The 12,203-nt window shown below is 33.2% G+C and carries 12 protein-coding genes; 2 read left to right on the forward strand and 10 right to left on the reverse strand.

Going from position 1 to position 12,203, the window contains the following annotated elements:
- Window positions 1-196: 196 nt before the first annotated feature.
- Both ldmS and KI230_RS10700 read right to left on the reverse strand, forming a co-directional pair.
- Window positions 197-1,390 (reverse strand): L-aspartate--L-methionine ligase LdmS, encoded by a 1,194-nt coding sequence (ldmS, locus tag KI230_RS10695; protein ID WP_045177741.1) that lies wholly within the window; start codon window positions 1,388-1,390, stop codon window positions 197-199.
- Window positions 1,390-2,574: a M20 family metallopeptidase gene (locus KI230_RS10700; RefSeq protein ID WP_001291497.1), complete on the reverse strand. Its 1,185-nt coding sequence runs from the start codon at window positions 2,572-2,574 to the stop codon at window positions 1,390-1,392. Before KI230_RS10700 ends, ldmS begins: the two co-directional genes overlap by 1 nt.
- 310 nt (window positions 2,575-2,884) lie before the next feature.
- Here KI230_RS10700 and KI230_RS10705 point away from each other — a divergent pair, with 310 nt between their 5' ends.
- The gene (locus KI230_RS10705; RefSeq protein ID WP_000164421.1) at window positions 2,885-3,355 is read left to right on the forward strand and encodes an S-ribosylhomocysteine lyase; all 471 of its coding nucleotides are present in this window, start codon (window positions 2,885-2,887) and stop codon (window positions 3,353-3,355) included.
- A gap of 151 nt (window positions 3,356-3,506) precedes the next feature.
- Here the strand turns inward: KI230_RS10705 and KI230_RS10710 are convergent, their stop codons facing one another.
- From KI230_RS10710 to deoC, 3 genes are all read right to left on the reverse strand, one after another.
- The gene (locus KI230_RS10710; RefSeq protein ID WP_001024035.1) at window positions 3,507-3,857 is read right to left on the reverse strand and encodes a DoxX family protein; all 351 of its coding nucleotides are present in this window, start codon (window positions 3,855-3,857) and stop codon (window positions 3,507-3,509) included.
- Window positions 3,858-3,870: 13 nt separating this feature from the next.
- Window positions 3,871-5,172, reverse strand: a complete 1,302-nt coding sequence (locus KI230_RS10715) for a pyrimidine-nucleoside phosphorylase (RefSeq protein ID WP_001242317.1) — start codon at window positions 5,170-5,172, stop codon at window positions 3,871-3,873.
- Window positions 5,173-5,450: 278 nt separating this feature from the next.
- The gene (gene deoC / locus KI230_RS10720; RefSeq protein WP_045177736.1) at window positions 5,451-6,113 is read right to left on the reverse strand and encodes a deoxyribose-phosphate aldolase; all 663 of its coding nucleotides are present in this window, start codon (window positions 6,111-6,113) and stop codon (window positions 5,451-5,453) included.
- A gap of 314 nt (window positions 6,114-6,427) precedes the next feature.
- Here deoC and deoD point away from each other — a divergent pair, with 314 nt between their 5' ends.
- Window positions 6,428-7,138 carry a purine-nucleoside phosphorylase gene (gene deoD, locus KI230_RS10725; RefSeq protein WP_000160304.1) on the forward strand — a complete coding sequence of 237 codons (711 nt, stop codon included), beginning with the start codon at window positions 6,428-6,430 and terminating at the stop codon, window positions 7,136-7,138.
- A 120-nt stretch (window positions 7,139-7,258) separates the two neighbouring features.
- Here deoD and KI230_RS10730 read toward each other — a convergent pair whose 3' ends face one another.
- From KI230_RS10730 to KI230_RS10750, 5 genes are all read right to left on the reverse strand, one after another.
- Window positions 7,259-7,702 carry a Dps family protein gene (locus tag KI230_RS10730; RefSeq protein WP_000070866.1) on the reverse strand — a complete coding sequence of 148 codons (444 nt, stop codon included), beginning with the start codon at window positions 7,700-7,702 and terminating at the stop codon, window positions 7,259-7,261.
- A gap of 199 nt (window positions 7,703-7,901) precedes the next feature.
- Window positions 7,902-8,315 carry a thiol-disulfide oxidoreductase DCC family protein gene (locus KI230_RS10735; RefSeq protein ID WP_001123303.1) on the reverse strand — a complete coding sequence of 138 codons (414 nt, stop codon included), beginning with the start codon at window positions 8,313-8,315 and terminating at the stop codon, window positions 7,902-7,904.
- 456 nt (window positions 8,316-8,771) lie between these two features.
- Window positions 8,772-10,145: an EVE domain-containing protein gene (locus KI230_RS10740; RefSeq protein ID WP_000123402.1), complete on the reverse strand. Its 1,374-nt coding sequence runs from the start codon at window positions 10,143-10,145 to the stop codon at window positions 8,772-8,774.
- Window positions 10,146-10,816: 671 nt separating this feature from the next.
- On the reverse strand, window positions 10,817-11,047 hold the full coding sequence (locus KI230_RS10745; protein WP_000808817.1) for a hypothetical protein: 231 nt from the start codon (window positions 11,045-11,047) through the stop codon (window positions 10,817-10,819).
- A gap of 30 nt (window positions 11,048-11,077) precedes the next feature.
- Window positions 11,078-12,016, reverse strand: coding sequence for a type I phosphomannose isomerase catalytic subunit (locus KI230_RS10750; RefSeq protein WP_001127960.1), 939 nt, complete (start codon window positions 12,014-12,016; stop codon window positions 11,078-11,080).
- Window positions 12,017-12,203 lie beyond the last annotated feature (187 nt).

A 12,203-nucleotide genomic window follows, 5' to 3' on the forward strand; every position in this document is an offset into this window, starting at 1 on the left:
TTAGTATACCTTTATCAACAAAATGGCAACTCTTATAACATAGTGAAATAAAAGTCGCCATTTAATATTAGTATTACAAAGTATTGCCATATCATAAATTTAATTACTGTTGACTAGAATCGAAAAAAGCTTGTTACAAACGCATATTCAGTCAACTACTGGCAACACAACATTGTAGCGCCTTATGTTCCGAACTCTAATAGTGTTCAAGTTCAGCTAAAAATGCGCGTTCATTCTCCAGTACTGTTTCTTTTGAATCACCATGCCAAATACAGCCAAACCTTGATTTAACTTTATCTTCACCGTACCAATCACCATCATAATAAGATAACGGGTATAAACTACCTTCTTTGACATATTTCAAAATCGTATTGAAGAAATGTGTGTTATCACCTTTTGAATGATAACTATAAAACTTTTGATATCCTGAATTCAACTCGTTAGCAAGTAATAACATGCTCGTTGAACCATTTTGTCTAAAGTTTAAATCAATCGCATAAACGTTATCATCCTCATCGACGAGTAGGTCAAAACCAGCTACACCAAAGAATCCTTGATTCACACCGTTTTCCATAATTTGTCTACCTGCTTCTATAACGTGCTCTGGTACATTAGTAGTATTTTCATTTCCGTTATAAAATCCGTACTTATCCGTTAATTGCGTTGCCGCACCAAGATATTGAATGCCTAGCGATTCCGAGTATGCAAACTGAACGCAATAATTCGCTTTTTCTTCAATCTTCTGTTCGATAATAAGCGAATTCGTTTCAGCAGTTGCCTGTTTAATACGCGTTATCGCTTTTTGTAAATCTGCATCATGATAACAAATCATAACGCCATAGCCACCTGCTGTCGGAAGATCATCTCCCGGCTTAATTACTAACGGGAATTCCCAATTCTTAATCTCGTTTTCGAATTGCTCAATTTTTACAACTTTTCTTTTTGGTAAAAACTTCCCATTTGTCCATTCAGGTATTCTTGCTTTATTATTTAAAGCAACAAATAACGTTTTATCTAATGCATAATATTGCTGATTCAAGATTGTTTCATCATGAATATATTGAAAATAAATCTTTTTATTTTCCTTATGTGCCAATTGTTTGATCAAGTTTTCGTAAGATTGCTGATTGTTAAATGTATAAATTGAGTTCGGTACTTCCTTACCAATAACTTGAAATAGCTGATGCAATTTGTCTGTCGCACTAGCTTCGTGAACAATAACAGGTAATTGATTTGCTATTAATAACTCCCTACCAGTTAAAAAATTAGATTGATGTTCGTCCGGTTTCAACCATGGATTCGATATATACGAAGGTCTTGACGTATAGACAACATCTTTGTCATATAAATCACTTAACGTTAAGTTCGGCTCATTACCATTATTTGTCATTACTTCCCATTCCCTTTCAAATGCGCATGCTCTTCAATAATGTCTTGATAAACGTCTTGATTTGTAATTAACTCTAACCCCATCAACGCCATTATTTTAGCACCTTTAATTAATGCTTCATCACCATGTACACTCGCAGCCGCTTCTCTAAATCTATGCGTATGTCCTACTAAATTACGTGATCCTATTTTAATATGAGGATGTATTGTTGGCACAACATGACTTACGTTCCCTGTATCCGTAGAGCCATAACCAAAATCATCATCAATAACTGCTTCACCAACTTCTTCAGCATATTTAGCAAATAAATCATCTAATTTCGGCGTTTTAATGAATTCATTCACACCGTTTTGAATTGGACCAAATTCATAATCACAACCAGTCTGTATCGCAGCTCCACGTGCGATTTGATTTACTTTTTCTGTTAATATATCCAATTCTTTACGCGTCATTGCTCTAGTATAAAAACGAGCATGTGTATAGTCTGGAATAATATTAGCTGCTTTCCCGCCATCTAAAATCACACCATGCACACGTTGATCTTTTTTAATATGTTGTCGTAGTTGTGCTACACCATTAAAATAACTAATCATAGCGTCTAATGCATTTAACGCTTCATCTGCATTTTCAGAGGCATGAGCACTTTTTCCGTAAAATTTAACATCTAAAACATCCACTGCCAAAGTATCAATCGTTTTATAAGTTTCATTTCCCGGATGAATCATTAAGGCAATGTCTATTTGATCAATCACACCAGCCTTGACATAAGAAGCTTTAGCGCTACCATTTTCCCCACCTTCTTCAGCTGGACATCCAAGAACGACTACTTTACCACCAATTTGGTCAATCACTTGCTTCAAACCAATTGCACCAAGCACACTTGCAGTTCCAATGATATTATGACCACAAGCATGACCCAACCCTGGCAAAGCATCGTATTCTGCTAAAAAACCTATAGCTGGCCCGTCAAGACCTGAATCATATGTCGCTATAAACCCAGTTGCATGCCCAGCAATCTCGGTTTCAATTTCAAAATCATGCTCTTTCAAACGATCTATTAAAGTTCGAGACGCAAATATTTCTTCATTACCAAGTTCAGGACGTTCATGAATTCTATGACTGATTTCGATATAACTATATTTATTTGTTTCTATATAATCGAGAATTTGTTGTTTTTCACTCATTTTTTACTATCTCCCTTTTACCCTACACTCATTTTAATCATCCACAATATTTTGTTCTTTCAAAATGAATTATTACTTATTCTATCGGTTTTATCTCATGATGTCATCTAGTTTTTCTTTATTTACAAAATTTTCTAATAACTAAAAGCCTTTCATAAATTTATAAAACAGTTTCAAATTGTAAAACATAAGCCCTATTGTTACAATTTAAGTATTGTTAGAAACACAACTTACAACAAACTTAAGTTTTATATTGCAACAAATCATAAGCGTTTTATAGTTTTGAGTAGTAAATAGGAGGAAATTCAAAATGACAAAAATGAATGTTGAAAGTTTCAATTTAGATCATACTAAAGTGGTTGCCCCATTTATTAGATTAGCGGGAACGATGGAAGGATTAAACGGAGATGTCATTCACAAATACGACATTCGTTTCAAACAACCAAACAAAGAACATATGGATATGCCAGGACTACATTCATTAGAACATTTAATGGCTGAAAATATTAGAAATCATAGTGACAAAGTTGTTGATTTAAGTCCTATGGGTTGCCAAACTGGTTTCTATGTATCATTTATTAATCATGATAATTATGATGATGTATTAAATATTGTTGAAGCAACTTTAAATGATGTGCTAAATGCTACTGAAGTGCCTGCTTGTAATGAAGTACAATGTGGCTGGGCAGCAAGTCATTCATTAGAAGGTGCTAAAACTATCGCTCAAGCATTTCTAGACAAACGAAACGAATGGCATGATGTTTTCGGTACAGGAAAATAAATCTTAGTCAATCAAGTTAATCAGAAAAGCAGTCGAACAATGATGTTACAATCGCCATTGTCCAACTGCTTTTTATTATGCTTCAAAGTCAAAAAATCGAACAAATGAAAAAGTAAAATCTTTAACATTTGTCCGATTTATTTGAGAACCACTATAATTTCTTAATTAGTCCCATTAACACGAACTGCATAGGTAACCTTAAATATAGTTGCCATGTTGGCAATTGTTTATCTCCTAAAGGTAACTTTTTAACTGCCATATAGATATTAGCTGGGAATACAGCTAGCAAGAATAGATTGATTGTATTTTTCAAGCATTGAGATGGTCTTTTAATTAAAAGTGCAAGTCCAAATAATATCTCAAAGATTCCTGTAACAAGAACCGCTGTTTTTCGAAGTGGCAAACATTTCGGTATGATATTTCTAAATTGTCGTTCTCGTGTAAAATGCAATACACCTATTACACTAAAACCTATTCCTAATAAATATCTTAGTATGTTCAATCAGCTTCAACTCCTACTCTGTAATGATTTTATGAATTAATGTAGGCGATACAACATGATCAGCAATTGTTATGCTTGAATCTAATTTTTTAACAACATCGTCTACATCTTGGCGATTACTGTGAATCGTTAATAATGATTCTCCTTCTTCTACTTTATCACCAATTTTTTTATTTAAAACAATACCAACCGCTAAATCAATATCATCCTCTTTTGTTAAACGTCCCGCTCCTAACATCATCGAAGCGACACCTATATCGTTAGAGACTAACTCAGTCACATAACCTGATTTTTTAGCTTTATATTCGATTTGATATTGAGCTTGTGGCAAACGCTCTGGATGGTCAATAACGGTTTCGTCGCCACCTTGGTTTTTAATAAATGTTTTGAATTTTTCTAATGCTGCACCTGAATCAATTGCCTCAATTAGCAACGCTCTCGCTTCTTCAAGCGTTTCAGCTTTGTTTGCAAGTACAACCATTTGAGAACCTAATGTTAATACAAGTTCTGTTAAATCTTTCGGACCTTGTCCTTTCAACGTATCAATTGCTTCTTGTAACTCAAGCGCATTGCCAATCGCACGTCCAAGTGGCTGATTCATATCAGAAATAATCGCCATCGTATTACGTCCCACATTATTACCAATACGTACCATTGCGTGCGCTAATGCTTCAGCATCTTCTAATGTTTTCATAAATGCACCGCTACCAGTTTTTACATCTAATACAATTGCATCTGCACCAGCAGCAATCTTTTTACTCATAATTGAAGAGGCAATTAATGGTATTGAATTGACAGTACCAGTAACATCCCTTAAGGCATATAATTTTTTGTCTGCAGGAGTTAAATTTCCTGATTGTCCTACAACTGCCACTTTATTTTCATTAACCAATTTCACAAATGTTGCTTCATCTATTTCAACATGAAAACCATCAATTGCTTCTAATTTATCAATCGTACCACCTGTATGACCTAATCCACGCCCACTCATTTTTGCAACAGGAACATCTACAGCTGCTACTAATGGTGCTAAAACCAATGTAGTTGTATCTCCTACACCACCTGTTGAGTGCTTATCTACTTTGACACCTTTAATATCACTCAAATCTATCATATCACCAGAATTAACCATAGCCATCGTTAATGCTGCACGCTCATCATCATTCATATCTTGGAAATAAATCGCCATTGCTAAACTTGATGCTTGGTAATCAGGAATATCCCCTTTAACATAGCCGCCAATAAAGAAATTAATTTCTTCCGTTGTTAGTGTATGACCGTCACGCTTTTTCTCAATAATGTCTATCATTCTCATTTTTATCATCCTTTTCTTAAAAAGCTTAGGACAAAGCATCTGCGCTTTCTCTAGTCCATTTTTAAAAGCACAAGCGAAAATTATTATAGCAAGCTATCGATTTCATTTTTAATATCACAATTTCAATGCGATGTTATTATTCTTAAATAGATTGGTTATAACGTTAAAGTCCCTATTAAATTATCTTAGAATCATCATGGCATTTATGATGTCTTAAAGCTGATATCGACATACTTATATATGGTTACGATGTCCCATGCTTACATATTTTTATAAAATTAGTAATCTGAATCTGCTTCTAAACCTTGCATAATTTGAACGCCTGCGCTCGCACCAATACGTGTCGCACCTGCTTCAACCATTTTATTGAAATCTTCTAAATTACGTACGCCACCTGATGCTTTTACTTCTACATCAGCACCTACTGTATCTTTCATTAATTTAACGTCTTCTGCAGTCGCACCGCCACCTGCAAAACCTGTTGAAGTTTTAACGAAGTCCGCACCAGCCGCTTTTGTTAATTCACTCGCTTTTACGATTTCGTCATGGTCCAACAATACCGTCTCAATAATCACTTTTACTGTGTGACCTTTCGCAGCTTTAACCACTGCTTCAATGTCTTGTTGTACATCATCAAAACGTCCATTTTTTAATGCGCCGATGTTGATGACCATGTCAATTTCATCTGCACCATTTTGAATCGCATCTTCTGTTTCAAATGCTTTCGTCGCAGTTGTCGATGCACCTAATGGGAATCCTATTACCGTACAAACTAACACCTCTGAATCAGCTAGTCGCTCTGCTGCATATTTAACATGCGTTGGATTCACACATACAGATTTAAAATGGTATGCTTTCGCTTCATCGATGATTTGATCGATTTGCGTACGTGTTGACTCAGGCTTCAATAAAGTGTGATCAATCAATTTTGCACTATTCATTTTCTATCTCCTCCTTTATGGTTGATTATAAAAATACGGTTGTAAATTAGTTGATTGAGCGTCAGGTTCATTTAAATATCAGGTTAGATGTTCGCTTTTTATGTAACCGCATACATATACTATTACATTAATTCATTTCCCATAAACAAACAATACAATTGAACGTGATATCTTCATTATGAACGATGACTTGACAACAAGCTAATCAGGATTATATTTTTATAATTCTTTAATTCTATAGTACAAAAATTCGCAAAAAAGGGAAACAAATGTTATCTTAAAATTATTAATGAATATTAAGGAGAAGATAACAAATGACAAAAGGTACACCACATATTCAACCAAATGGAGTAAAAATTGCTAAAACAGTATTAATGCCTGGCGATCCGCTACGCGCAAAATATATTGCTGATAATTTTTTAGAAAATGTTGAACAATTTAACGATGTACGTAACATGTTTGGTTACACTGGTACATATAAAGGTAAAGAAGTTTCTGTAATGGGTTCTGGTATGGGTATTCCAAGTATTGGTATTTACTCATATGAGTTATACAACTTCTTTGATGTAGATACAATCATTCGTATCGGTTCTTGTGGCGCATTACAAGAAAATGTTAACTTATACGATGTTATTATTGCACAAGCTGCATCAACTAATTCAAATTATGTAGATCAATACAATATTCCAGGTCATTTCGCGCCTATCGCTGACTTCGAGTTAGTAACTAAAGCTAAAAATGTCGCTGACCAAATCGGTGCTACTACACACGTAGGTAACGTATTATCTTCTGATACATTTTACAATGCCGATCCAACATTCAATGATGCTTGGAAAAAAATGGGTATTTTAGGTATCGAAATGGAATCAGCTGGTTTATATTTAAATGCGATTCATGCTGGTAAAAAAGCACTTGGTATTTTCACAGTAAGTGATCATATTTTACGTGACGAAGCTACTACACCTGAAGAACGTCAAAATTCATTTACACAAATGATGGAAATCGCTTTAGAAATCGCAGAGTAACTTATTTAAATTGACTTTAATTGCTCTTTAACAATGCGATTAAACTCAAAAAGCCAACACATTCTGGGCGTATCCCCATTTATGTGTTGGCTTTTATTTATATTATTACTTATCTGTAGATTAGCTTAAGTAAGATTTAAACATCCAATTATGTTTATCTACTGATGTTTGCATACCTATAAACATATCTTCTGATACATCATCGCCAGCATTACCAGCAATTTCGATTGCGTTTTCTAATTGTTTTGAGATATTTGTGAAGTCTTGTGATAATTCTTCAACCATTTGTTCTGCAGAGTAACCTTTCGCAGCTTCTTTAACAATTGATTGCTCTAAGCATTCAGTTAATGTACCTACAGGGTTTCCTCCTACCGCTAAAATTCTTTCAGCTAATTCGTCTACATATTGGCTTGCTTCATTATATAATTCTTCAAATTTAACGTGTAATGAGAAGAAGTTAGGTCCTTTCACATACCAGTGGAAATTATGTAGCTTTGTGTAAGCTACTGTCCAGTTTGCTACTTGTTGATTCAATTCTTTTACAACATCTTGTTGATTACTCATATTTAATACACTCCTTAAAATTGTCTACGTCTTGCTTGTTTATATTAATTATTATATTATAATTATTCTAATCTGTAAAGTGTTTTTACTCTCTTTTTTATAATTATTCTAATCTAAATGTAAGGTGTTCCGCTTTTTAAATGTCTAAATTTTAATTCATCATCTAGTATATCCATTATCAATTAGCAAGTATGTTTTATCAATCAGTAAGTTTTACTTTCGCATTATCATCTAAAAAGAACGATTTTTCATAATCATTTGGTTGGTGCCATGTTGTTTTCCACATTCTATTTCTATTATTAGCAAACATTCGATAACCGAAATTACGGACTGGTTTAGGTACAAGCCATAAACCTACGCCCAATAATTTAGTTCGATTAGGTAGTGCTGTGATTAGTTTAATAATCGCCTGCGATTCAAAATATATACGATCACCTTTCTGTAAAATCACACTATTTTTATTTGCCGCTTCTGGATGTTGTTTAAAAAATTGTTGTCCAACTTCACCTTTTAACGTGGCAAATTGATAATTTCTTGGTAGGTCATGTTGAATTAACCAAATGACATAGTTATAACAATATATACAGTTTCCATCATAATATACGATTGGCATAATTTATTCGCTCCTTTAATAGTACTTATAGTCATTTTTCCTAATTTAAAAACATTTAAACAAGGTTGTCACTTGATAAGTCCTCGCGACACGAAATTGCCATAAAATTTATTTTTCAGTTTTATATTTATTGTATAATGTATTTTTTATTTACTTTAAATTTCTCAATCTACAGTGTAATCTTATTTCTTATTATTAACTTAGCGTTTGGTCATTCGTCTTATTCAACATACGACTGGAAAACTCATATAAAGTTTTAATTCAGTAACATAAATTCATTTATATTCATATACTGTCTTTATTATTTATTAAAATAAAAACGAGTAATCTATCATAAGCTCTTAATTAGCTCTTATGGTTGATTACCCGTCATTTTTCTTTATGCGGTTATTCAAATATGCAATTATGCAATTTTTAATCCTATCCTTACTTCTTTTCAAAAACTACCATATATCATTAGTCATGTTTGACTTTGACTATACGTGTGTATTTTAAAAACTGCTCTGAATATTTCTCCTTAATTTCCTCTAAACTGTCATATGTAATACCTACAATATGCCAATTAGGATTGAAATAATAGAAAGAATCTTTTTGTCGTGACCATTTAATCATATTACCGTCTTTATTATAACGTGGTAATGTTACTTCATAGCCTTCTAACACATTAATATACGTTTGGAAAATGTCTGTATCTATACGATTAAAATTATCAATAACTAAATAACTTTTATCCTTTTTAGGCATTAATTGAGTAATAAACCCTTCACGATAGTATAATGCCCCTGTTTCATTTGGTAAATACTTGCCATAAAGCATATCTTCTGAAAAATCAGGATGACCTGTTGTTATAACAGGATTTGCATTCGCTTTTTGCAATAAGTCATTAGCCGCTTTTAAGCCTTCTTCTTTTCGATCTACAACAAGTAAAATAAATGGCTTTAACGCTTCTTCTTTTTCACTTTCAAGCATATCTGGTTTTTGAACCATTTCAAATGGAGATTTCAATCCATTATTATCGCTCATTTCAATAATTGCATCATACTGTGCTTGTGACATACTTGCAATAGCCTGTTTTGCATTTTCTTGAAGGAAATATAAGTTTTTCAATTTAGGATGCTTATTTAATGTACTTAATGTAATCGGTGTAATGTCTTTCTCATAAGACACTTCAATCACTGTACTATTTGTTCTACCAGGAATTGGTGGTTTTTCATGAATATGCTTTGATACTTCTCCAATTCCAACGACAGATTGATTTTTCGTTCGATTATAAAAAATAATATTGTCGCCTTCTTCTAACTGAGTATAAAAATGATAACCATTACGTTTAATACCGTTGTACGTGTGCGTATAAATCGTATATTGGTTTCCAGGTTCAAATTCTTCAGTTTCAGCTAAAAAGAAATAACGCGGTATCTTAATTTCGCCTTTACCAAGACCACTTATTAAATCAAACTCTTCTGCAGTGATTTGATTGAACAATGTCTCTTTCATATTACTCATACGAAATTCCAAAGCTTCACTACGCTTTAAATAATCTGCTGTTAATGGTTTCAATTGTTCATTAAAACGAAACTGTACACGTATTTTATTTTGTGCACCTGTTTCAACACTAATAATTTCACCACATCCAAGTAGTCCAGTATCCGTCTGAACTTGATAAAAGATGACTTGATCTCCTACTTTAGCCTTTTTAAACGCTCTAAATCCTTGAGATGGGTTAAAATGTGCGCCTGATTCAAATAAAGCTGTTTGTCCTACTAACGGTTCATTATGATTCCAACGGTTATATCCACAATTCAACCAAAAATAATTCGTTTCTGCTGTCATCTTAATACTCCTTAACCTGAATAAATTTTAGAAACACTATGAATTACATTCTTTTAGTGTTTCTTATGCAGTTGGACGCGTATGCGAACAACTATATCCCCTTTGTTCACTGCGATTTTAATCGCATTTCCTATAACATTGTAGCGCCCAGGACATTAATTTACGTCCCAGACCCTTATCGTTTTCACTTCTAAGTAAGTCGAACTATTTTGCTTTACAACAAGTGCGACTCTAAATACAGTTGGAAACACATACGAGCAACTGTATACCTTTTAATCAGTTTTCTATATTTTATTTATTATATCTGTCTTAATGATAAAAATTGTTACAAACAGTTTAACATATTTAGCTACCTATTTTGCATATAAAAAACATGCTTGCATACACTATGCAATAAAAATTACAAATTTATATATGATACCACTATGCTTGCTTATCTCTATAGCGCCATTGATACACATTTTTAAATATCTATACTGCCGTTAGAATTTTATCATGTCTTAATTTTCATTAAATATTAATTACTTCATTTTATATAAACCAACAAAAACCCCCTCACTACTATGCAAGTGAGAGGTTATGTTGATGTGCTTTATTTTCATCAATGTCATTAACACGATCATATTTCTTCTGTTAATGCACTGTACTTTATTCAAACGCGCTATCGACAATTAATTTGAAGCTACAAAGGTACCGCATAATGGCAGCACATTAATTAACAATGCGCTAAACTTTAATGAGGCGCTGATTTGCTTGTCTTTAAAAGTCAACATAGCACTGATAATTCCTAAAATAGCTACTATACGTGGAATTGTCATGCTCGGATACTGCGGTATATGTAAGAAAGCACCAAGACCTGCTATCACACCACATACTAACGCAATATATAGAAATTGCTTCAAATCATTCACTCCTAAATTGTTATTACACTATTACACATAGCTAATCATCAATGTGAAATCGCCTTCAAAGACACTATCCAAATCTTCAGAAGTCAAAATAAAGTTTGTACCAGTAGTCAGTTTGAAAATTTCACCATCGACAATCATTTGTCCTTCACCTTCCAACACTGTAACTAAACAGAACTCTCTAGGCTTCATATAATTTAACGTGCCAGAAATTTCCCATTTAACCAATGTAAAGAAATCATTCGATACAATGTGTGTACACTTATGGTTTTCAATAATTTCGCTTTCAGGCAAAATATTAGGTAATGGTGCATTGTACTGAATAACGTCTAAAGCTTTTTCAATATTTAACGGTCTATCATTATATTGATTATCTTGACGATTGAAATCATAAAGTCTATATGTAATGTCTGACGATTGCATCGTTTCGTATGCTAATATTCCTGAAGAAATAGTATGTACTGTTCCTGCTGGAATAAAATAGAATTCTCCAGGTTTTACTTTAATATATCTAAGTATCGACTCTATCGTTCCGTGTTGAACATGATTCGCAACTTCTTCTCTAGACTCTGCTAATGTCCCTATAACTATTTCTGCATCTTCTTCTGCATCTATAATATACCAACATTCAGATTTGCCATATTGCCCGTTTTCATGCTCATAAGCATAAGAATTATCAGGGTGCACATGAATAGAAAGTGATTCTCTTGCATCCACTATTTTAGTTAGAAGCGGAAAATCTTTGCTTGGGAAATCACCAAACAATTCACGATGTTCTGACCAAATACGGTCTAATGTTTGACCTTGATATGGTCCATTAATAATCTCGCTCGTACCATTTGGATGTGCTGACACACACCAACATTCCCCAGTTGTATCATTGTCTAATTGATATCCAAACTCACTTAGACGTTGACCGCCCCATAATTTTGTTTTTAAAATTGGTTGTAAAAATAATGGCATTGTTGCACCTCCATTGTGATTAAGTAAGCAATAGAACTCTGATGTTGTTGTTCCATTATATTTTGATTTTGTTCTCATTTACATCGTATTATTAACTTCCACATTTCAAATTAACTATTAGTGATTGTACCATATTTACTAACATTGCAGTACTGCCAATTAAAGCGCTTCACTTAAATTTACAGTA

This window comes from Staphylococcus sp. MZ3, from assembly GCF_018622755.1.
Taxonomy (GTDB): Bacteria; Bacillota; Bacilli; order Staphylococcales; family Staphylococcaceae; genus Staphylococcus; species Staphylococcus aureus.